The following is a 21,729-nucleotide window of genomic DNA, read 5'->3' as shown; positions in this document are numbered from 1 at the left end:
AACTGCGTAATGTTTCGACAAATTCCGGTTCTCTGGGTGATTCGTACCCGCAGTAAGGGCACTTAACCTTCTGGCAGCCGCCGAAGGATGAACAGCTCCGGCAATCCTTTTTGGCTTCCCCAGCGGCGAACTCTTTCCGGCAAAAGGGGCAGATCACAACTGAATCCCGGTGAGATTCAGCAGGGCGTTCACCAGACCACCGGTCGCAAAGGCGAAGGGGAAGATAAACAGAGCCATGGCACAGGCCATTTTGAACCCTCGTTCTTTTTTCATCACCAGGAACTGGGCGATGCAGGGGACAAACAGAGTCAGGGTGATTACCGCCACGGCCAACTGGTTGCCGGTCAGGGCTCCGGCCTGCTGCAGGTCGAAAAGTCCGGCGGCGCCGTAATCACGGCGGAAAAAGCCGAACAGAAAGGCCACTGCAGCTTCTTTCGGCAGGCCGATCCAGCCCATCACATACGATAGCCAGGAGACGACGACGTCAAAGGTTGCGGTGATTTTGCCCAACCAGATCAGCACACTGGCCAGAATGAACAGCGGTAAAATTTCCACGAAATACCACTGCATACGGGTGTAGGTTTTCATGAAGACCGCTCCCGGGCGGGGCATGCGTAATGGTGGGACTTCCATGTAGAAGTTCGGCCGGTCGCCAGGCATCAGCCGCGCGGTCAGAAAACCGATAAACAGAAAAATGAACAGCATGAACCCGGCCCAGACCGCCATGGCACCGGGGTTCTCGGCGACCATGCCGAGGATGACGCCGAGCTGGGCACTGCAGGGGATCGCCAGGGCCAATAGCAGGGTGGCGATGATTCGTTCCCTTTTGGTTTCCAGGGTACGGGTGACTATGGTGGCCATGGTGTCGCAGCCGAAACCGAGGGTCATGGGGATCACTGCGCGACCGTTGAGGCCAATCTTTTTAAAGATCCGGTCGACCAGCAGTGCCAGGCGGGGCAGGTAGCCGGTGTCTTCGATGATCGAAAAGGCGATGAAAAAGGTGCCGACAATCGGCAGGATGATAGCAATGGCGTAGCGAATCCCCAGGGTGATGATGCCGTATTCCATCCCCAGCAGATCACGGATCGGCTGCCAGGGGATGTATGTCTGCAGGAGATTGTTTATCCAGGGACTGATATATGCCCCGAAGAGGTCGGCCTCGAGAAAGTCGACGATGGTGCCAGCCCCGAACTCGCCGACGAACTTATAAAGACCGAAATAGAGCACCAGCAGCAGGATGGGGACACCCGTCAGCGGTCGCATGGTCCAGCCACTCAAGCGATTTGCGAAGGAATTATATTTGCTGGCTGGCGGCGCAAAGGTTTCGGTGCAAGTGTTGACAGCACATTGATGGAGCGTCATCGGTACCACGTAGCTGGCGGACTCTTCCAGTTGCTCTTCCAGGTTTGCCAGGGTGGTATCGAGAAAGTCGCTGGAGCGTCCTTCCAATTCCTGTTCTTCTGCGCTAATGGCTGCATCGCCCTGAATCAGCAACAGAGCCAGAGACCGCTGCGACAAGCCACGCCCGGCTGGCATGATCGGGGCCAAGGTATTCAGCGCCGCTTCGACGGCATCCCCGTAAAAAATCTCCGGAGTCGTTTCCGGTTGACGATAAACGGCAATTTTTTCCTTCAGCTGAGCAACCCCCTGACCGGAAAGGGCCGAGATCGCCACCACCGGGATGCCGAGTTTCTTCTCCAGCAGCTGGGTATTTATGTCGATTTTCAGCTGATTGGCTTCATCGATCATGTTGAGCACCAGCACCACCGGCAGACCCGCTTCGGCCAATTGCAGGGTGAAGGAGAGCATCCGCTTGAGATTCTTGGCGTCGACCACATGCAGCACCACCTCGGCGCCGCCGGTCAGCAGGATATCACGCGAGACCTGTTCCTCCTCGGTGATCGGCCTCAAGGAGTACATCCCCGGGGTGTCTTCGATCTGAAACTCTTCGGTCCCGATCTGACATTTACCGCGCGATACCTCCACCGTAGTGCCCGGGTAGTTGGAGACCACCACGTAAGAGCCGGTCAGGCGGTTGAACAGGGCGCTCTTGCCGACATTGGGGTTGCCGACCAGGACAATTTTTTTGAGCGCTGAGTCTTCTTCGGGCTGGCTGCCATGGCAGCCGCAACCGCTTTGCTGATTCATTGTGACCTCGTGTTTCGAATCGGTTTGTTGTGCACATCTGTATAGATGTTCATATGTAATAAGAAAAAAAGGGGTTCAGCCCTCTTCCAGATGACGGATTCCTTCTTCGAACAGGTGACGCACATGATCATCGTCGAGGGAGTAGTAGACCATCTTGCCCTCTTTTCTCGATCGAACCAGCCGCGCGGAACGCAGAATGCGCAGCTGGTGGGAGATCGCCGATTGGGTCGCGACGACCACCGCCGCAATATCGCAGACGCAGAGCTCTTCCTCGGCGATGGCGTGCAGGATGCGGACTCGCGTCGGCTCCCCCAGAACCTTGAAGGTTTCGGCCAGGTCGACGATGGTGCGGTCATCGCGCATCCGCGCTCTGGCCCGTGCAACCCGCTCCTGATCTACGTAGTAGAGTTGACAGATATCGTTTGACATAATCCCCGCATGTATGAATAATCATTCAGACGTTCTGGGTTTTACCTCTGGTCCTGCCTCTTTGTCAAGAAGAATTTGAAAATGGTTTTCATCAAGAAAATGATCCCCGCCTCGCACCGCGTCAACAGATTTTCTCTGCCCGCATTGGGCCTCATGCTGGCTGCGATTATCCTAGCCCTGATCCTCGGGGTGGTGACCTGGCGCAATCTGGATCGCGAAGAGCGCCTGATGGAAGACTTTCTGTTGGAGAGGGGTCTGACCCTCATCCGTGCTTTCGAGGCGGGCACGCGCACCTCGATGATGATGAGCTGGCAGGAAAGCACGTTGGCGACCCTGGTGCGAGAGACGGCACGCGCGGAATCGGTCGCTTATGTTGCGATTACCGATGCTTCCGGACGCCTGCTGACGAAAGCAGGGGGAAGTATCAGTGGCACCGATATCCTTCCATTTACGCAGGTTCTGACTGAAAAGCGGCCTTTAACCCGGCGAACAACCGACGCTGCCGGTCGTGTTGTGTTCGAAGTTGGCAAGGAGTTCAATCCGATTACGGAGACAGACACTGGGCGTGAGAGGATGATGAGCCGCTGGCAGCAATGGTGCGGAACGGACTGCGCGACGGAAGATCAGATCGAGAGCCGGGTGATTTTTGTCGGTCTGTACATGGGACAATTCGAATCCGCCCAACAGGAGGATCTCCGTCAGAGTCTGCTTATGGGGGGACTTCTGCTCCTGCTGGGATCGGCCGGATTTTACTTCCTCTTCCTCTCTCAGCAGACCCGGGTGGCCAGAATCACCCTGGCCAACATGGAACTCTACACGCGCAATGTCATCGACAGCATGCCAGCCGGGTTGGTTACCCTGGATGAGCAGTATCGGATTGTCTCGCTTAACGATAAGGCACAGGGAATCTTCAGTGCGCATGGAAAGGCGCTTGTAGGGAAATCGTTGGATAGTCTGACCGGCAAGGGGCAATGCGAGATTGCGCCGTTGATTCGTCAGGGGCGGGAGGTTATAGAACAAGCGATGGAGTGCCAGAGGGAGAATGGCGAGACGGTTCCGGTCAAGGTGAGCACCTCGCGTCTGATTGACAAGGATGGAAAACCGCTGGGAACGGTATTGATTATCCACGATATGCGCGAAATTCGGCTGATGGAAGAGGCGCTGGAACGCTCGCGCCGGCACGCAGCCCTCGGGCGCATGGCGGCTGGGATTGCCCACGAGATCCGCAATCCGCTGGGAACCCTGCGTGGCTTTGCCCAGTATTTTTCCAAATTCGGCAGCATAGATCCGCATGCCGAAGAATATGTCGAGCTGATGGTCGGCGAAGTTGATCGGCTCAATCGGACCATCTCCGCCCTGTTGCAATTCGCCCGTCCGCGGGAGTTGGAAGCGGCTGAGATCGATCTGACCGAGCTGCTGCAGCGCACCGCGCGCCTGTTGCAGGATGAACTGAGCGCCAGTGACCTGAACCTTAATCTCGAGCCGCCCACCAGGCCGATCCGCTTCAGCGCAGACTCAGACCTGCTGACCCAGCTGCTGATCAACCTGCTGCAGAACGCTCAGGCAGCTACCGAAGCCGGTGGAGAGATCAGTCTCGGAGCAGCGGAGCGGGACGAAGAGATCCTTCTTTGGGTGGAAGACAACGGCCGGGGCATGACCCCGGAGGAACGCTCGCACATGTTCGATCCGTTCTATACCACGCGTAAAACCGGAACCGGGCTGGGGCTGGCGATGGTTCAGCAGATTATTGAGCAGCACGCCGGGCGCATCGAAGTGAAGACGGCACCACAGCAGGGCACCCGGATCGAAGTTGTTCTGCCGCGAGAAGTACGACAAACTAAGGGAATTAATAATCCTGCAGAGCGGTACATTCTTCCGAATTCGCAAGGGGATGGGATATGAAGCAGAATAAAGCGGCTATCATGGTGGTTGATGACGATACCGCCCACCGAACCATGCTCAAGGCCCATCTGGCCGACAAAGGGTATGAGATCGTTGAAGCCGATGATGGCGATGTGGCTATTCATCTGGCCCGGGAGCGCGAGATCGATCTGGTTCTTCTCGACCTGAAGATGAAGCGGATCGGAGGGATGGAGGCGCTGGAGGCGATCCACGCAGTAAAGCCGGATTTACCGGTGATCATCATCACCGCCTTCTCCTCGGTGGAAAATGCGGTGGAAGCGATGCAGAAGGGTGCTTTTGACTATGTCACCAAGCCGGTAGATGCCGCCGAGCTGGCCCTGAAGGTGGAGCGGGCGCTCAGTTTCGATTCTCTACGGCATGAGAATGCCGCGCTTAAAGAGCGGCTCGGTGAAAAATTCGACTTCGGCAAGATCATCGGCAGTAGCCGACCCATGCGTGAAATGTTCGAGACCCTGGCTCTGGTCGCACCCTCCGATGCCACCGTGCTGATTAATGGTGAGTCGGGCACTGGTAAGGAGTTGGTCGCCAACGCTGTTCACCAGAACAGTCTGCGGGCGGCGGAGGCCTTCGTCAAGGTCAACTGCGCCGCGCTGCATGAAAATCTGCTCGAGAGCGAGCTGTTCGGTCATGAAAAAGGCGCATTTACCGGTGCCGCCGAACAGCGTAAGGGTCGCTTCGAGCTGGCTCATAAGGGGACGCTGTTTCTCGATGAGATCGGCGACATGAGTCCGACCACCCAGGCCAAGATTCTGCGTGTGCTGCAGGAGGGGGAATTTGAACGTCTCGGCGGCGCAAAGACGATTACGGTTGATGTGCGTCTGCTCGCCGCTACCCACAAGGACCTGCTGCAGATGGTGGAGGAAGGTAGTTTTCGTCAGGATCTTTTTTTTCGCCTCAGCGTCGTCCCTTTAGTGCTCCCTCCGCTGCGCGAGCGGGTCGAAGACATTCCGCAACTGGCGGGACATTTTCTTGAAAAGTATAGTAGCAAAAACCGCAAGGATATTCGCGGTATTCATCCCGAGGCTCTGGATGCCCTGCTTGCTTACTCCTGGCCCGGTAATATCCGTGAACTGGAAAATACCTTGGAACGGGCGGTTATCCTTTGCCTTGGTGAACAGATCAATTTGCAGGAACTTCCCGGTCCCGTGCGTCAGGCAGCCGCGAGCAGCGAGCGGCCCTTTGCTTTGCGGCCCGGGCACAGTCTCAAAGAGATGGAAAAGGATCTGATCATCGCCACCCTCGCCCAGACCGAGGGTAACCGCACCCACGCCGCCGGAATTCTCGGTATCAGTCGTCAGACCTTGCAGAACAAACTTAAAGAATACAATCTCTCCTGAATTCATTTGAATCCCAGCGCGAAGTGCCAAATTATTTGTCACTTCGCACCTTTTTCAGTATAGCCAGTTGTCCAGTTTTTGTTCACTCCCGCCAGAAAATAAAAATCAACATATTAAAAACATCTTTATTTCTAGACACTTGAGTATTGGAATCGAAATCGGCACCCTCCTTGCGATTTATTCAGGGCAACTTGAATCTAAAAGGAGGAAGTCATGAAAACATTTGTAACGGTTGTGTTCCTGGTCTTGTTGGCCGGGGCCACGTTGAGCTTGTCTGGCTGCGGGCATTATGGCCACTGGGGCCATGGTGGGAACCACAGCCACTACAACGGCTGTGGGCACCGGGGATACTGAAGATGTATTGGGACGGTTCCTGCGCTAATGGCGCCACCTGGTTTTCTTACTGGTGGCTACCGGGGTTCGGACTGGTTCTGCTGCTTCTGGCGCTGGTCGTTATCGGCCTGCTGGTCAGACAGCTACGCCGCCCGAGGGTCGTCGATGCGACTTGCCCCAAGTGTTCAGGTGCGGTCCGCAGCGTCTATTTTCGCTGTCCCCATTGTGGAGAAACCTTGAAGAATAATTGTCCGGCCTGCAGTCGGGTGGTGGAGAGCGGTTGGGTCTGCTGTCCCCACTGTACTGCAGCGCTGGCAAAGTGAACAAGAAACCAACAAAAAGGAGAAAAACCATGAAAAACAAACGGAAAATGCTGATTGCGAGCCTCATGTTGCTGACCTTTTCTACGCCAGCCTTCGCCTGGATGAACGACTGGTCGGACTACCGGATGAACCGCGGATCAGCGGCGGCGACCGATACTCAGTCCCTGACCGTCGAGCAGCAGAAAAAGGTCGATGAAATCGAGGGCAAGTATCAACCGCAACTGCAGGAGTTGCAGGGTAAACTCAACGCCAAGCAGGACGAGTTGCTTACGGCCCGTAGCGACGACGCCACGACCCTGGGCCGGCTCAACGCACTTGAGGCTGAGCTGTACAAGCTGGAAAATGACTACTGGACAGACCTGGACCAGGCCAACCTGGAAATGAGCCGGGTTGCCGGCGGCGGATACTCTTCCTGGTTTGCATGTGACTACCGGGGTTGCAACCACAACAACGGTCGCCATGGAATGATGAACCGCAGAGAGATGATGAGGGACGGTCACATGATGAGTGGCAACAACATGTCCGGCAGTAATTACGGCACTTGTTGTCGGTAAGCCGTTTATTTTTGATGTCCGATAACCAAAAAAATGGAGATAGAGCTATGAAAAAGACATGTATTAGCAGGTTTACTGGTTTCATGCTGATTGGTTTGTTCCTGATGATTTCTGCCGGCCCGGCCATCGCAGTCGATGACCGGGAGGCGCTTGAAGGAATGACTACTGCCAAGGTTGTGTTTGATGTCAATAAGGGCGATCCGCAAAAGCTGTTACGGGCCTTGGTTGCGATCAGAAATACCGGCGAAAGGCTGGCCCGGCAGGGTGTGCAACCCGATATGGTCGTGACCTTCCGGGGTCCCATGGTCGCTTGCCTGGCCGATATGAATGAAGACCCGGATGTGGATGAGTATAAGCAAGATATCCTGGATAAAATTTCCTGGAACATCATTGAGTTAAGAAGATCTGGCGTTCAGCTGGAAATCTGTTCCCTCGCTCTTAGCCTGGTCGGTATGGAAGACTCCGAGCTGCTGTCCGGCATCAAGAAAGTCGGAAACAGTCTGGTCTCTCTGATCGCTTATCAAAATAAAGGCTACGCGATGGTGGCCATTTAGGCACGAGAGGGGATGGTGAAAAGTTCAGCCTAGGCGACGTGAGATGTGGGCTGAAAACTTGAATCGAAACTGAAGACAAAATTATTAAATATAAGGTGAAAGCATGAGCTATTATTTCAATAAAGAATTATCCTTGGCTTTTGATGAAGCGGTGGCACGAGTCATTTCAGAGCTCAAGCTGCAGGAGTTCGGCATTTTGACCGAAATTGACATCAAGGAGACCTTGAAGAAGAAGATCAATGTCAATTTCCGCAAGTATCATATCATCGGCGCCTGCAACCCCAACTTTGCCCATTGGGCACTGCAGAGTGAAGATAAAATTGGTGTCATGCTGCCCTGTAACGTCATCGTACAGGAACTGGACGATGGACGTGTAGAGGTTGCGGCAGTCGATCCCGTCGCTTCGATGCAGGCGATTGACAACCCCGAACTCGCTGATATCGCGGGGCAGATGAGGCTCAGACTGCAGCGGGTCATCGAGAATCTTTAAAATACTGCGCATGAGGCGGTCTGGTTCTATTTACAGGCGGCCAACAAAAGGAGACTGACATTGATGATGAGAGACTGGAACGACAACTGGCTGTGCGGGCCCGGCGTCTATTTTCACGGACCTTGGGGCATGCTTGTCAACCTTGCCTTCTGGATATTGGTGGTATTCTTGATCGTCTGGGTTTTTAGGTCCTTGTTTGGGCATAAAGGCCCCGACAGAGCGCCAGCCTTATCCGCCTTGGACGTCTTGCAGCAGCGTTATGCGGCAGGTGAGATAGAGCGTGAAGAATATGAGCGGACAAAGAAAGAGCTGCAGGGCTGATTAGAGAGATGCATCAATCAAATCTGCTCGGGAATCTGTTCGATACTTCATTCAGGAAATTCTTTCCGCTACGATTGAAAAGAGCGCAACTCAATGCGCCCAGGGGACCCCGGCAGTGGAGACAGGTGCATCAGCAAAGGGGGCATAGAGAACTTTGCCCAGATAGTCATCCTCCCGGCCGTCAAAAAGTGCCGCCGCGATCACTTCGGGATTGTCGGTGCCCCAATAATTGCCCGCCATCCGCACATCGTCCCGGACCTCTTCGCCGAGTACGACCGCATAGCGGCGGTTGCCGACGATGTTGTTCCCTTCAATTTGATAGTTGTTCGGATAGGATGTAATGAAGAGCCCCTTTTCGTTGTCCGTGATGACGTTGTTGTAGATGGTCGGGGAGCCAAAATGAAAACGGATAGCAGTACCGTTGTTACGAAGAAGATTGTTCCTGATTACGAACTCGGTGGTGCTGAAGCGTAGACCAAACAGATTGTTTTCGACAACAGATTCTTCAATGACGGCTTTGGATTTATGACTGTGAATGGCGCTGTTGGCCTGGGTGATGCGGACATAACGCAAGCGGACCTCGGGGCTCTCGCGCAGGTTGATCCCTCCCCAGCTCCCGGCGGGTGCAACCGGATCAATATATCGAAAGATAATTGGCGCCGCAGCGGTTCCTTCAGCAATGAGGGTGCCGCGGACGATCAGTTCGCAGCCGGGAAAGTTGGGGCGCTCGGTGAAAAGATCCTGCCCCGGCGCGGGTGGCAGAAAAACCACCTCGGTGCTGGGGGCGATGACCAGTTGCGCCGTCTTCTCTACCACCAGATCTCCGCCGATCAAGACCGTCCCCTGCCAGCGGATGTCACCTGAAAGAACCCCCGTCAGCGGAGCGGGTCGCCCTTGGGGAGAGAGGGCGCAGGCGGCCGAAAAAAAGAGCAGCAATCCCAGGGATGCAAGCTTCACCGTGATTCGCATATTCTCAGAATCCCCGCTCTTCCTCAGCCGGTTGCCGGAAACCACTGAAAGAGATAACTCGTAAGCCTGGCGTAATAATCCAGAAACAGCATAGCTCCGACCGCCATCAGCATGACGCCGGTGACAATTTCCACCAGGCGGATATGTTTGCGGAACCGCTTGAAGGCAGAGAGAAAGCCGTGAAAGAGCATGGCGGAGATCAGGAAGGGGATGCCCAGACCCGCCGAATAAAAACTCAGCAGCACGACACCCTGTCCCGCGCTGGAGTTGGTTCCGGCGGCCAACGCCAGAATGGCCCCGAGAATCGGACCGATACAGGGAGTCCAGCCTGCGGCAAAGACAACCCCCACCAGGAAGGTTCCCAGAAAACCCTTAGGTTTGTTAGGAACCTGAACTCGTTTGTCCCCGAGCAGGATGCCGAAGTGGAACAGACCGGTCAGGTGGATACCGAACAGAAAAATCAGCACCCCGCCACCCCTTTGTAACCAGCCAAGCCCCTCGCGAAAATAGAGCTGAAAGGCTTGGGAAGCCAGCCCGGCAATGGCACCCAGGCTAACGAATACGGCGGAAAAACCCAGGATAAAGACCAGCGTATGCAACAGGACGGTCAGCCGTGCCTTAGCGCCCGGATGTTCTTCCTGGAGTTGGCCGAAGGTCAGGCCGGTAATGTAGGAGACGTAAGAAGGGAGCAAGGGGAGTACGCAGGGGGATGAAAAGGAGAGCGCCCCGGCGGAGAACGCAATCCATAAGCTCAGGTTGATGTCGGTTTCCATTCTTTGATTCCTTAAGTCGTTATTGCTTCTCAGATTCCGGGTTACATGTAGCCAACAATATACATGACACCCCGAGTACGATGCCGGTATCGGCTAGATTGAACGCCGGCCAATGCCAGTTTTGCCAGTAAAAGTCCAGGTAATCGACGACAACGCCGCGCATTATCCGGTCGAAGCCATTGCCGAGGGCGCCGCCCAGAATCAGGCTGTAGCCAAGCGCCTCTGTTCTGCGGCGTGGTCTGCGCAGCATTATGGCTAACCAGGCAGACACCCCGAGCGCCAGGGTGATAAAGAAATAGCGCTGCCAGCCGCCGGCATCAGCGAGAAAGCTGAATGCCGCCCCGGTGTTCCAGACATGCACCAGGTTAAAAAAGCCGGTCAGTGGAATGCTCTGGCCGTAGGGCATCAGGGTAGAGACGGCGAACTTTATGAGCAGATCAGCCATTGACACAATGAATGCCAGAATCCACCAGCGCCAGGCGATGACAACACTCGCAGCCTGATTTTTCTCCATGCAGGTTGTTCGTTGCTCATTCATTTGCGCAGCAACCGCAGGCCGTTGAACACCACCAGCAGGCTGGCGCCCATATCGGCGAAGACTGCCATCCACATGGTCGCATGGCCGGAAAAGGTCAGGGCGATGAAGATAAGTTTGACCCCCAGGGCGAAGGCGATGTTCTGGGTGAGGATGGCGCCCGTGGTGCGCGACAGGCGCACGAAGGTCGGCAGCTTGCGCAGATCATCGTCCATCAGCGCAACGTCGGCGGTCTCGATGGCGGTGTCGGTGCCGGCTGCGCCCATGGCGAAGCCGATATCGGCACGGGCTAGGGCCGGGGCGTCATTGATGCCGTCACCGACCATGCCGACCATACTGCCCTGTTCGAGCAGCGCTTCGACCGTTTTCAGCTTATCCTCCGGCAATTGGTTGCCGCACGCCTCGTCGATGCCGACCTGCCGGGCGATCGCTTCGGCGGTATGCGAATTGTCGCCGGTCAGCATCAGTGTCCGGATCCCCAGCGCATGCAGATCGGCGATGGCCAGTCGACTGGTCTCCTTGACGGTGTCCGCCACTGCGAACAGCCCCAGCACCTCCCTTTCGGTCGCCAACATTACCGCCGTCTTTCCCTGGCACTCCAGCGTGTTGAGCTGTTCTTCTAGTAGCACTGTCGTCAAACCGAGTTCGCTGATCAGCCTGTGATTGCCCAGGTGATACAGCTGGCCGTCGATCGTTCCGCGCACGCCGCGACCGGGCAAGGCGGCAAAGTTTGCGACAGCCACAGGAACCGCAGCAGCTTCAAGTGCAGCGCGTGAGATGGCTTGCGAAACCGGATGGTCAGAACGCGACGCGAGACTGACAGCCAACCGTCGCACACTCTGCTCGCCACCGCCGAGTTTCTTGAAATCGGTCTGCTCCGGCTTGCCGTGGGTGATGGTGCCGGTCTTGTCGAGTGCCAGCACGGCGAGTTTGCGACCACCTTCAAGATAGATTCCACCTTTGATGAGAATTCCCTTGCGCGCAGCAGCCGCCAAGCCGCTGACGATGGTCACCGGGGTGGAGATAACCAGGGCGCAGGGACAGGCGACCACTAGCAGCACCAACGCCCGGTAGATCCAGTCCAGCCAGGCGGCACCGAAGGCCAGCGGCGGGATCAGCATCATGGCCAGCGCCACAACGATGACCGACGGCGTGTAGACCCTGGCGAACTTGTCGACGAAACGCTGAGTGGGCGCACGGCTGCCCTGGGCGGCTTCCACGGCGTGAATGATCCGGGCGAGGGTAGTGTTATTTGCGAGGGCCGTCACCCGGTACTCGAAAGAGCCGGACTCGTTGATGGTGCCGGCAAAGACCGGGTCATTTTCAGTTTTTTCGACCGGCAGGCTCTCGCCGGTGATCGGCGCCTGATTGACGGTCGAGCTGCCCGATACGATCTCGCCGTCCAGGGCGATCCGTTCGCCCGGCTTGACCCGCACCAGGGCCTCCAGCGGAACCTCTGCGGCGGGGACTTCCACCCAGCTGCCGTCCGGCTGGCGCAGGGTCGCGCTTTGCGGAGCCAGATCCATCAAGCTACGGATGGCGTTACGCGCCCGGTCGAGGGATTTCGCCTCGATGATCTCGGCCAGTGCGAAGAGAAACATGACCATCGCCGCTTCCGGCCATTGGCCGATCAGCATCGCGCCGGTCACCGCGATCGACATCAGGGCGTTCATATTCAGGTTGAGGTTGCGCAGGGCGATGAGGCCCTTCTTGTAGGTCGGCAGGCCACCGCTGACAATCGCCAACAGGGCCAGGGCCGCAACCGTCCAGTGGAAGCCGCCATTGAGCCAGTGTACCGCTTCAGCGCTAACGGCAGCGCAGCCTGATACAGCCATCGGCCACCAGTTGATTTTGGTCGCTTCGGCCAGTTCTGCTCCCGTGTCAGCGTCATCTATCACCCGGGCTTCCAGATCCAGCGACTTAAGCGCCTGAAGCACCTGCGGCAGCACCTCGGGGCTGTGGTCGAGGGTCAGTTTGCGTTGCACCAGGTTGAAGTCAAGGGCGAAAACACCTTCCATTCCATTCAGTTTACGCCGGATCAAGCCTTCTTCGGTCGGGCAATCCATGCCGGAAATATGCAGCAGCGTGATCCGACCGGACGCCGCCGTCTGACGCACCGCGTGCATGCCGATGGCGGCCAGCGCATCTTCCAGCGTATCCGCTGAAGGCAGGTTGTGGGTCAAGGTGAGGGTGCGCTGCAGCAGGTTGAATTCGAGCGCCGCCACCCCGGGCAACTGAGCGAGCTTGTCACGGATCAGCGCCTCTTCGGTCGGGCAGTCCATATTATCGATGCGGAAAACCACCCGGGATTCGGTCTCGGTCTCTGTTTCAGTGGTGAGGACTGGTGCGCCCGAACAGCCACAGCTCTTGCTGGCACATTCACTCATTGCGGACTCCTGTTGATACTTTTTTATGACCTGTCTTGTTTATCAAGCACCCTGAAGTTACTATAAGGTCAAGTCCAATTAGGCCATCAGGGAGACAAAACCATGAAAATGACTCTTAAGATCGGTGAACTGGCCAGCCGGACCCGCTGCCCGGTGGAAACAATCCGCTTCTACGAAAAGGAAGGGATTCTACCGCCCCCACCGCGCAGTAGCGGCAATTACCGCCTGTACGGGGAAAAACATGTCGAGTGTCTGCTGTTTGTGCGCCGTTGCCGTTCCCTCGATATGACCCTGGAAGAAATCAGGCGGCTTCTGCTGTTTCGCGACGCGCCTCAAGAAGACTGCACCGCAGTCAGCGCTTTCCTCGACGAACATATCGGGCAGATCAGCACACGCATCACGGAGCTTGAACATCTGAAGGATCAGTTGGAGGCGCTTCGTCAGCTCTGCAGCGGCGCACGTACCGCCGAACAGTGTGGGATCCTTCAAGAGCTTGGCTCATCAGGGTTCACCATAGAGGGATAGTGCGGCACCGGATTGCATCCGATGAAGGTGATGATTTGAGAAACATAGCGTTTCCCAATTGTCCACCCATGCTCCCAATTCCAGATGGTGGAAGCCGCCATGCCGAACTGAAGTGCGACATCTTTCTGAAACAATCCAAGTTCAATTCTGCATCGCCGCAAGTGATCGCCGAGGGTGGTTGGATCGCGGATAAATTCTTCAAGCGGTGGAATTGTCAGGAGAATTACGATTTTGTGCGCTTGCAGTGACGTTTCAGAAAAGTAGGAAAGGATACACGCATCCCTGCAAGTGCGGATTCCTCGGTGATTTCCATAACTTATGCGCTTGTACGCCACATGATATCCAACGTTATCGGCAGCGATTATCAGGGCCATTACTGGATAGAATCGACCTGCATATCGAGGTTCCACGGGTGCCACATAAGGATTTGGCTGATCCAGTGGATAGCGAATCTTCTGCGACCATTCGTGTCCGGGTGGAAAAGGCCCGTGCTATCCAGCGGGAACGTCTTGCGTCTTATGGCCTGCATGCGAATTCTGCTATGGCTGCCCGACACATCCGCAAATTCTGCCCGCTGGATGAGGCAGGGCAAAAACTGCTGGAGATGGTGGTCGATAAACTCGGTATGTCGGCGCGCAGTTACAGTCGGATTCTCAAGGTGGCGAGAACAATTGCTGATCTCGCAGGAGAAGAGAATATTGGTCAGATGCATCTGGCCGAGGCGATTCAGTATCGGGGGCTGGATAGGAAAACCTTTTGAGACTCAAAGCTTTGCCCTTCGTGAATTTGAAGTTACTTTAAATTTTTCCGTCAAAAGTAAACTCCTGATTTTTGATAAACAGAATCTGTGAAATTTATCCTTAGGTGAAGCAGGGACAGCAATCTGACCCAACTTATGAGAAAGCCTCGGCCCGCATACACACTAGCCGGTGCATATAGGTGTTGAAAACCGACAACTCCTGTAATTCCAAAGGGTTGCCTGTTTATGGCTTAAGCAGGAAAACCCCTGCAACCTCAATGGGTTACAGGGGTTTTCCATTTTTTCAACACCTTTGTGGACCGGCTTGCGCATACACAGGCTGAGGCTTATTTTGTTCTGTAGGTTTTGCGTCTTAGTCTTGAAGCAACCTAACCCAGAGAACGGTTGTTGGTCCAGTGCCGACTAACGACAGTAAAAGCAGCAGAAATATAAAAACGGAGTTCCAACTGATGACGACTGCTTCCATCATCAGAGACCACCTGAGTTAGGCGAGACTCCCGTATTTTGCAATCGTTTTCCGGTTTCCAAGAGTCCCTGATTGTTCGACTATTCATTTCAAGCCAGGTATCAGGGGAAATAATTTACTCGCCGCGACTGTCAATAAACGCTTGCCACTGCCCCGGTCGTGGAATAAACATCGGCACCCTGTTCATATACACGCGATACTCATCTCCGAATTGTGCGATCACCTTTTTCTCTTCACTGCGAGCCAGCAGATAATAGGCAAAGACGATAACCGGCAGGATCGCGACAGAGAAGATGGTCGGCCAATGCACGACCCCTTCACCGAAGAGACCAATAAACAGCCCGGTGTATTGCGGGTGTCTGACAAAACGGTATAGACCCGTGGTGACAAGCTGGTTTTGTTGCCGGGCACGGTAGAGTACACGCCAGCCCTGGATAAAAATCCCTATGCCGACAAACAGTAATGCATAACCGAGGACCATCGAAATCATCATGCCGGATTCGCCGATACCCAGCAGGGACGACCAGAGGTTGGCATTAAGATGCTTGCTGTCGAGGCCGAAAAAGCGGACGAGAAAATATATCGTCAGCGGAAAACCGTACATCTCAGCGTACAGGGCTATAATAAAGGCTTGGACCAGACCGGCACTCGCCCATTCGCGCCAGGTTTTCGGCGCAAGATAGCGGTAAAAAAACCATGACGCGATAACGATCATGATCACTGCGATGGGCCAGGCTCCAGAATGGGCAATCGTTTCGTTCATATCAACCTCGCTTAGTTATTTGTAACGCCCTACATTCCTTTTCTGAACTCTTCGGCATCAATGGGCAGCTTTCCGCACTTCAACGCCACCATATTCCGCAGGGTCGTTTCTTCAGCCAGGAACGCTTCAACTGCCCGAGGATCGAATTTGCTTCCACGCAACTGAAGGATCTCTATCCGCGCCTGGTCAAAAGAGCACCCTTGGCGGTAGGGGCGATCCGAGGTCATGGCATCCAGGGTATCAATTACAGCAAAGACCCGTGCGCCCCAGGGAATTGCCTCACCGACCAGACCTCGAGGGTAGCCGGACCCGTCAAATTTCTCTTGATGACTCCGAACGATCTCGGCAGCCCCGGTGAGAAACGGAAGCCCGGCCAGGATCGCGTGCCCGCGCTGCGGGTGGGAGCGCATCACCATCCACTCCTTCGGCGACAACGCCCCACGTTTCAGTAGGACCGCATCGGGTATGCCGATCTTTCCGATGTCGTGCAGAAGCGCTCCCCAGTAAACCTGGCGCAGCATCTCCGCGTCGGTGGTGAAGTGCTGGGCTAAAACCAGGGTGTGACAGGCCACCCGCTTGGAATGCAGGCCTGTCTGGTGTTCACGCTCGTCCAAGGCCATGACCAGCGCCTCCGGCAGGGCGAGGTGAGCCTCGTCAAGCGCCAGTTTCAAAGTCTGAAATTCCTGCTGCTTCAGAAAACACCCTTCGCAGCAGTAGCTGTCACCCTGCCGGGCGAAAGGCACCCGATCAATTTCTGCGCTGCAGAAGCTGCAGGTGAAGGTTTTATTCCCCATCGGTCGCTCTCCCTTGAAAAGGCCCAGTCATTTCTGCTTGTTGCGCTAACCGATAAAGAGGTTACAACTCTGCCAGGGGTATTTGTTTGAAGTTAATGGCATGAGGGTGGCTTGCCACCGTTACTTTGTTCGTTCTCTTTGGCAAGCTTCGCCAGAAACCTGCCGATCACCCCTTTTTTTGCCGCCGGTTTTGCCAGTCCGGCTTGCTGGGCGTAAGTTTCCTTACAAACCTTTGAACAGAAATAGACGGACTCATGTGCGAAGTGAAGCATATGCTCTGCGCCTTCTTCCGAGACTTCCATGCCACAAATAGGATCTTTTGCCATGATGTACCTCCGTAAATTGTTGAACTTATTTCTCCACCCGGCTATTCGAACTTTTTTTTGCAAAAATTGTAGAGAGGGACAAACACCAGGGAAAAATAGACCCCGTAAAGAAAGCTCTCTATCAGCCCCAGGAAAAACGTCCCCCAGGTCAGCCACTTAAAACCAGGCAGTAGCCTGCTCCAGGCCAGATACATATTCTGACCAGGTAAAATCAGATCATAGATTACGCACAGCAGGTAACTAACCGCTAAAAACAATCCAACGGATACACCCACGGTTTTCCAATTGAGATATCCCATACCGTTCTCCTTATTTGAGACCACCCTCACTCAATTTAGCCTGGACCGCAGGCCGACACCTGCAGAAGATGCAGTCGCAACCCTCCTTGCAACTGGTGACCAGTTCTGCTTTGTGCGCAGTGCTTCGTCGCACAAAGGGAAACGCCAGCTTTCTCACGCGGCCGGAACAGTAGAAATGCTGCAGCCAGGCGCGGGGATCGGAGGCGGAGCAGAGACGTTGCAACAAATTGTGGTAGCCCAGAGTGCCAAGGCTTTCATAGATGTAACGGTTCACAACGGACAACTTAAACATGCTTTCGAAACGCCGCTTAAGCAGAATCTCGTAGTCTTCCGGGCAGGCCGCCAGCATAGCTTGTGCCGCCAGATGCCCCGAAACCATAGCGTAACGCATACCGAAGCCGAAAAGTGCATCCTGAAAACCCGCTGCCTCCCCGGCGTACAACAGTTGACCCTTGCGTGCCCTTCGCGAGGGGAAAATGTTGCCGAACCCGCTGAAAAATTTCGAATTTGTCATACGTAGTCCGATCTTTTTCTGGAAAAAATCGACCGCTTTGTCCAGGTAGGTTTTGCAGCTTCGCAGATCTGCAAACTGACACACGGCCATTGTGCCACGGCCACCGCTGACCAGCAGGTAGGCGTAGCCCTTCGGGGCGATTTGATCCGAAACGACGGCATAGGCTCCGTCTGGACAATCCGTTTCAAAGAGATAGCCGGCAGCCACAACATCGGTTCGGCGCGGTCCGTAGGCAACAATACCCCCGGCAGGCAAATGACGATGTTCCGTGTTGAAACGAATCTCCACACCGGCGGTCAGAGCCTGCTGCTTGAGCACCTGATCGAGCGACCCTGCCCCGCCACCACGACGAACCAGATACCAGAGTGGCAATGCCGACCGACAGAGGTATTCCTTACCGCGATCATCAAAAAAGAGACATTCACGAAAGGCCTGATATTCAAAGGTGGCTTCGATCCCCAGTTCCGCCAGTTCTTCCAGAACATCGTCGCCGGTGGTCCAATTTTCTAGTCCCTGAAAATCTCCATGAAAACGAGTACCGACATCGGAGTGGCGTTCGTAAACGATCGCCTTGCCTCCCGCCCTGGCAATGGTTAGAGCGGCAGCCAAGCCTGCCGGACCAGCACCGATAATTTCTAAAGGTCTCCTCATCTCCATCTCCGCTCTAGTGCACCGGCCGGCAGAACGGGTACTAAATTGACATTAGCCTTGATGTCACCCGGCTCAATCAATCTTCGCTGTCCTCAACCGCAGGGCGTTGCTCACCACCGACACCGAGCTCAAACTCATCGCCGCCGCGGCAATCACCGGGCTGAGCGTGATGCCGAAGACCGGATAGAGCACCCCGGCGGCCAGCGGCACTCCCAGAGAATTGTAGATAAAAGCAAAGAACAGGTTCTGGCGGATATTGCTCATGGTTGCCCGGCTGAGCTTGCGCGCCCGGATAATACCGGTCAGATCACCTTTAACCAGGGTCACTCCGGCCGATTCCATGGCGACATCGGTGCCGGTCCCCATTGCAATGCCGACTTCCGCCTGGGCCAGCGCCGGGGCATCGTTGATGCCGTCACCGGCCATGGCCACCAGTTCGCCGGCGTCCTGAAATTTCTTGACCACCGCCGCCTTTTCATCCGGCATGACCTCGGCGACGATCTCATCGATTCCGAGCTGTTTACCGACGGCTTCGGCGGTCGCACGGTTGTCGCCGGTGAGCATGACGATCTTGATCCCCTCGGCATGTAACTGGCGTATCGCTTCTGGCGTTGATTCCTTGATCGGATCGGAGACCACCAGCAGACCGGCGAATTTGCCGGCAGCGGCAAGGTACATCACTGTCTGCCCTTCGCTGCTCATCTTTTCGGCCTGGGATGCGAGGGATGAAAAGTCGATGGAATAATCCTGCAACAGTTTGGAATTGCCGAGCAGCACCTCCACGCCATCGACCTTACCGGAGACCCCTTTTCCGGTATGGGAATCGAAGCCTTCGGCCTTGGCCAGGGTCACCCCCTCATCGCTAGCTCCAGAGACCAGTGCCGCAGCGAGGGGATGTTCACTGTTTTTCTCGAGGCTGGCGGCCAGAAAGAGCAAACGCTTTTCGTCCATTTCGGCGGTTGGAATCACGGCGGTCAGCTTCGGTTTCCCGAGGGTCAGGGTGCCGGTTTTATCGACCACCAGGGTCGTGATTTTTCTCAGGGTTTCAATCGCCTCGGCATTTTTAAACAGCACCCCCATGCCCGCGCCTTTGCCGGTGGCGACCATAATCGACATCGGAGTCGCCAGCCCCAAAGCGCAAGGACAGGCGATAATCAGCACCGAAACCGCCGCGATCAGGGCATAGGCCAAGCGCGGATCGGGGCCGACCATCATCCAGACCACAAAAGCCAGGAAGGAGATAGCGATGACGACCGGTACGAAATAACCAGCGACCTGATCGGCCAGCTTCTGGATCGGCGCTCGCGAACGCTGGGCATCGGCGACCATCTGGATGATTCGCGCCAGTAGGGTTTCGCTGCCGACCTTTTCGGCGCGCATGATCAGGCTGCCACTGCTGTTGATGGTGGCGCCGATCAGGGGGTCTCCGGCCTGCTTTGCAACCGGGATCGGTTCGCCCGAGATCATCGACTCATCCACGCTGCTGCTCCCCTCAACAACTTGACCATCGACCGGAACTTTCTCCCCCGGACGGATGCGCAAGTGATCGCCAGCCTGCACTTGGTCGAGGGGGATGTCTTCATCACTGCCGTCGGCATTGACCCGGCGCGCGGTTTTGGGCGAGAGCCCGAGCAGCGCCTTGATCGCCGCACCAGTACGGCTGCGGGCACTCAATTCCAGCATCTGACCCAACAGGATCAGGGTCACGATCACCGCGGCGGCCTCGAAATAGACCCCGACTGCTCCATCGGCACTGCGCATGTTGGCGGGGAAGATCTGCGGCATCAGCACCCCGACCAGGCTGTAGCCGTAGGCGACCGACACCCCCAGACCGATCAGGGTGAACATATTCAGACTCCTGTTGATCACCGACTGGACGGCGCGTACATAAAAGGGCCATCCGGCCCAGAGCACTACCGGGGTGGCGAGCAGCATTTCAAGCCAGTTGAAAACCCGGCCGGCGGCCAGATTGACAATCAACTGGCCGCCGGGGAGCATGTGACGCATGGCGATCAGCACCAGCGGCACCGAGAGGATGGCGGAAAAGATGAACCGCCTGCGCATGTCGGCGTATTCAGGATTCTCCTCTTCCTCCAGCGCGAGGGTCCGGCTTTCCAGCGCCATGCCACACTTGGGGCAACTTCCGGGGTTTGCCTCGACCACCTCGGGGTGCATCGGGCAGCTGTATTCGGTGCGCGTCGTCTGCAAGGGTGAGATCAGTGCTTCCAGCGCCATGCCGCATTTAGGGCAGGGACCTGGGCCGATCTGTTCAACCTCGGGATGCATCGGACAGCTGTAGGTCGCCGCTTTCTCTGCGGGAGAGACAACGACCGGCATAGCTCCCCCCTTGTCCAAGTAACTTGAAGGGGCCTGTTTAAACTTTCCCAGACACTTGTCACTGCAGAAGTAGTAGCTGTGTCCCGCATGCTCAAGATGTTTAAATTTTCCCTCTACATCAGTGCTCATGCCACAGACCGGGTCAACAAAGGCGGGGGCTGTCTCCTCAACCAGGTAGGCATCAGGTGACTGCTTGAACTTGCCAAGGCACTTTTCACTGCAAAAGTAAAAGCAATGCCCCGCAAGTTCATAACGTTTAAACGCCATGTCATCTGCGGTACTCATACCGCAGACCGGATCGACATACGACTTATCCTCTATGGCGTGACGGCCCTTATCTCCATATTGATTCATCTGTCTGCTCCCTACCCTCGTAATAGGTTTAATCCAGGTTACTGGTGAATTTTATTTGTAATATTTAAGAGTATAATTACTTCTTCAACATCTCCTTGCCGTTGTCGGATTTCTGTTGTTGTTCCTTCTTGTGTCCACCGCAGCAGCCGCCTTTTCTCATCATTATGAAAAACAACGCGCCGAGTGCCAGATACCAGAGGATATCCGTTAAAGTCGGATTCATATTTCCACCTCACTCTTGTTAGTGATGACATTTTTGGCTGTCATCTGTGGCCAAGCCTTCAAGGATCGGACATTTATCAATGGAACCAAGGCCGTCACAGGCCGCGCTCAGGTGCTCCAGCACTCCGAGCATCTGGCTCAAATCCTGAATTTTCAAGTGAATCGCCTTGATTTTCTCAGCCGTTTTCGCCTTCACCTCAGACTTCCTGGCCGCCGGGTTCTGTTGCAGTTCCAGCAGTTCCTGGATTTCGTTCAAGGAGAAGCCCAGGTTCTGGGCCTTTTTGATGAAGCGCAGACGGACCGCGGTCTCCAACGGATAAACCCGGTAGTTCGACTCGGTCCTCAGGGGCTCGGCCAGTAGCCCCTTTCGCTCGTAAAAGCGAATACTGTCGATAGAGACTTCGGCCTTCTTCGCCAGCCTGCCAATTGTCAAAGAATTCAACATCCTGTTCCTCCTGCTTTTTTTGATCAATGTTTCAGGTTCCTGTGTGCTGATGTTTCAAGTCTAAACCTTTGACCATAGTCTAGAGTCAAGGGTGAGAATTAATATTAACAATTGAGTTATAATCCACGGTCATCTGTTGAATAGTCTGCATTCTCTGACATAATCAGGGAGGAAAAGCCCGGAAACGCAACATTCGC

The 21,729-nt window shown here is 55.4% G+C and carries 25 protein-coding genes and 1 pseudogene; 12 read left to right on the top strand and 14 right to left on the bottom strand.

The features are described 5' to 3' along the window. Nucleotides 1-153: 153 nt before the first annotated feature. Nucleotides 154-2,148, bottom strand: a complete 1,995-nt coding sequence (gene feoB / locus D888_RS0118165) for a ferrous iron transport protein B (protein WP_020678000.1) — start codon at nt 2,146-2,148, stop codon at nt 154-156. A 75-nt stretch (nt 2,149-2,223) separates the two neighbouring features. After that, nucleotides 2,224-2,577, bottom strand: coding sequence for an ArsR/SmtB family transcription factor (locus tag D888_RS0118160; RefSeq protein ID WP_026362483.1), 354 nt, complete (start codon nt 2,575-2,577; stop codon nt 2,224-2,226). Nucleotides 2,578-2,658: 81 nt separating this feature from the next. Between D888_RS0118160 and D888_RS0118155 the strand changes: the two genes are divergently transcribed. From D888_RS0118155 to D888_RS0118125, 8 genes are all read left to right on the top strand, one after another. After that, nucleotides 2,659-4,479 carry a two-component system sensor histidine kinase NtrB gene (locus tag D888_RS0118155; protein ID WP_020677998.1) on the top strand — a complete coding sequence of 607 codons (1,821 nt, stop codon included), beginning with the start codon at nt 2,659-2,661 and terminating at the stop codon, nt 4,477-4,479. Next, nucleotides 4,476-5,837, top strand: coding sequence for a sigma-54-dependent transcriptional regulator (locus D888_RS0118150; RefSeq protein WP_020677997.1), 1,362 nt, complete (start codon nt 4,476-4,478; stop codon nt 5,835-5,837). The genes D888_RS0118155 and D888_RS0118150 overlap by 4 nt, the downstream gene beginning before the upstream one ends. 213 nt (nt 5,838-6,050) lie before the next feature. Then, the gene (locus D888_RS24265) at nt 6,051-6,191 is read left to right on the top strand and encodes a hypothetical protein (RefSeq protein WP_156827057.1); all 141 of its coding nucleotides are present in this window, start codon (nt 6,051-6,053) and stop codon (nt 6,189-6,191) included. Between the two features lie 2 nt (nt 6,192-6,193). After that, nucleotides 6,194-6,493, top strand: a complete 300-nt coding sequence (locus tag D888_RS22340) for a double zinc ribbon domain-containing protein (protein ID WP_020677996.1) — start codon at nt 6,194-6,196, stop codon at nt 6,491-6,493. A 29-nt stretch (nt 6,494-6,522) separates the two neighbouring features. Beyond that, nucleotides 6,523-7,047 (top strand): hypothetical protein, encoded by a 525-nt coding sequence (locus D888_RS0118140; RefSeq protein ID WP_020677995.1) that lies wholly within the window; start codon nt 6,523-6,525, stop codon nt 7,045-7,047. A gap of 47 nt (nt 7,048-7,094) precedes the next feature. After that, complete coding sequence (locus D888_RS0118135) at nt 7,095-7,601, top strand: DsrE family protein (RefSeq protein WP_020677994.1); 507 nt, start codon at nt 7,095-7,097, stop codon at nt 7,599-7,601. Between the two features lie 103 nt (nt 7,602-7,704). Next, nucleotides 7,705-8,091, top strand: coding sequence for a DUF302 domain-containing protein (locus tag D888_RS0118130; RefSeq protein ID WP_020677993.1), 387 nt, complete (start codon nt 7,705-7,707; stop codon nt 8,089-8,091). Nucleotides 8,092-8,154: 63 nt separating this feature from the next. Then, nucleotides 8,155-8,412: an SHOCT domain-containing protein gene (locus tag D888_RS0118125; protein WP_020677992.1), complete on the top strand. Its 258-nt coding sequence runs from the start codon at nt 8,155-8,157 to the stop codon at nt 8,410-8,412. Nucleotides 8,413-8,502: 90 nt separating this feature from the next. Here D888_RS0118125 and D888_RS0118120 read toward each other — a convergent pair whose 3' ends face one another. Genes D888_RS0118120 through D888_RS0118105 form a run of 4 tightly spaced genes read right to left on the bottom strand, consistent with a single transcriptional unit; the run spans nt 8,503 to nt 13,076 of the window. Next, the gene (locus tag D888_RS0118120; protein WP_020677991.1) at nt 8,503-9,381 is read right to left on the bottom strand and encodes a right-handed parallel beta-helix repeat-containing protein; all 879 of its coding nucleotides are present in this window, start codon (nt 9,379-9,381) and stop codon (nt 8,503-8,505) included. Nucleotides 9,382-9,404: 23 nt separating this feature from the next. Beyond that, a complete protein-coding gene (locus D888_RS0118115; protein WP_020677990.1) occupies nt 9,405-10,154 on the bottom strand; it encodes a cytochrome c biogenesis CcdA family protein in 750 nt (249 codons plus the stop codon). Nucleotides 10,155-10,173: 19 nt separating this feature from the next. Continuing rightward, complete coding sequence (gene lspA, locus D888_RS0118110) at nt 10,174-10,668, bottom strand: signal peptidase II (protein ID WP_020677989.1); 495 nt, start codon at nt 10,666-10,668, stop codon at nt 10,174-10,176. A 20-nt stretch (nt 10,669-10,688) separates the two neighbouring features. Next, nucleotides 10,689-13,076, bottom strand: a complete 2,388-nt coding sequence (locus D888_RS0118105; RefSeq protein ID WP_020677988.1) for a heavy metal translocating P-type ATPase — start codon at nt 13,074-13,076, stop codon at nt 10,689-10,691. A gap of 102 nt (nt 13,077-13,178) precedes the next feature. Between D888_RS0118105 and cadR the strand changes: the two genes are divergently transcribed. The 4 genes and pseudogenes from cadR to D888_RS24670 all read left to right on the top strand — a co-directional run bounded on the left by cadR (nt 13,179) and on the right by D888_RS24670 (nt 14,361). Next, nucleotides 13,179-13,601 carry a Cd(II)/Pb(II)-responsive transcriptional regulator gene (cadR, locus tag D888_RS0118100; protein WP_020677987.1) on the top strand — a complete coding sequence of 141 codons (423 nt, stop codon included), beginning with the start codon at nt 13,179-13,181 and terminating at the stop codon, nt 13,599-13,601. 35 nt (nt 13,602-13,636) lie between these two features. Then, the gene (locus tag D888_RS23800; protein WP_156827054.1) at nt 13,637-13,849 is read left to right on the top strand and encodes a hypothetical protein; all 213 of its coding nucleotides are present in this window, start codon (nt 13,637-13,639) and stop codon (nt 13,847-13,849) included. Continuing rightward, nucleotides 13,807-14,016, top strand: a pseudogene (locus tag D888_RS24675) (ATP-binding protein); the annotation flags it as partial. The gene D888_RS23800 and the pseudogene D888_RS24675, both read left to right, overlap by 43 nt. 12 nt (nt 14,017-14,028) lie before the next feature. Continuing rightward, nucleotides 14,029-14,361, top strand: coding sequence for a magnesium chelatase subunit ChlI family protein (locus tag D888_RS24670; RefSeq protein ID WP_245555050.1), 333 nt, complete (start codon nt 14,029-14,031; stop codon nt 14,359-14,361). 581 nt (nt 14,362-14,942) lie between these two features. Here D888_RS24670 and D888_RS0118090 read toward each other — a convergent pair. The 8 genes from D888_RS0118090 to D888_RS0118055 all read right to left on the bottom strand — a co-directional run bounded on the left by D888_RS0118090 (nt 14,943) and on the right by D888_RS0118055 (nt 21,532). Further along, nucleotides 14,943-15,590, bottom strand: a complete 648-nt coding sequence (locus D888_RS0118090; RefSeq protein WP_020677984.1) for a methyltransferase family protein — start codon at nt 15,588-15,590, stop codon at nt 14,943-14,945. A 29-nt stretch (nt 15,591-15,619) separates the two neighbouring features. After that, nucleotides 15,620-16,384, bottom strand: a complete 765-nt coding sequence (locus D888_RS0118085) for an HD-GYP domain-containing protein (RefSeq protein WP_020677983.1) — start codon at nt 16,382-16,384, stop codon at nt 15,620-15,622. A gap of 92 nt (nt 16,385-16,476) precedes the next feature. After that, complete coding sequence (locus D888_RS22335) at nt 16,477-16,710, bottom strand: hypothetical protein (protein ID WP_020677982.1); 234 nt, start codon at nt 16,708-16,710, stop codon at nt 16,477-16,479. Nucleotides 16,711-16,751: 41 nt separating this feature from the next. Next, a complete protein-coding gene (locus D888_RS0118075) occupies nt 16,752-17,009 on the bottom strand; it encodes a DUF5676 family membrane protein (protein WP_020677981.1) in 258 nt (85 codons plus the stop codon). 10 nt (nt 17,010-17,019) lie between these two features. After that, nucleotides 17,020-18,174 (bottom strand): NAD(P)/FAD-dependent oxidoreductase, encoded by a 1,155-nt coding sequence (locus D888_RS0118070; RefSeq protein ID WP_020677980.1) that lies wholly within the window; start codon nt 18,172-18,174, stop codon nt 17,020-17,022. Between the two features lie 72 nt (nt 18,175-18,246). Beyond that, nucleotides 18,247-20,865 (bottom strand): heavy metal translocating P-type ATPase, encoded by a 2,619-nt coding sequence (locus D888_RS0118065; protein WP_020677979.1) that lies wholly within the window; start codon nt 20,863-20,865, stop codon nt 18,247-18,249. Nucleotides 20,866-20,941: 76 nt separating this feature from the next. Then, on the bottom strand, nt 20,942-21,088 hold the full coding sequence (locus D888_RS24385; protein WP_020677978.1) for a hypothetical protein: 147 nt from the start codon (nt 21,086-21,088) through the stop codon (nt 20,942-20,944). Nucleotides 21,089-21,106: 18 nt separating this feature from the next. After that, the gene (locus tag D888_RS0118055) at nt 21,107-21,532 is read right to left on the bottom strand and encodes a MerR family DNA-binding protein (RefSeq protein WP_020677977.1); all 426 of its coding nucleotides are present in this window, start codon (nt 21,530-21,532) and stop codon (nt 21,107-21,109) included. Nucleotides 21,533-21,729: the final 197 nt, after the last annotated feature.

Source organism: Geopsychrobacter electrodiphilus DSM 16401 (assembly GCF_000384395.1).
Classification (GTDB): Bacteria; Desulfobacterota; Desulfuromonadia; order Desulfuromonadales; family Geopsychrobacteraceae; genus Geopsychrobacter; species Geopsychrobacter electrodiphilus.
This window is presented reverse-complemented; position numbering and strand designations above follow the sequence as displayed.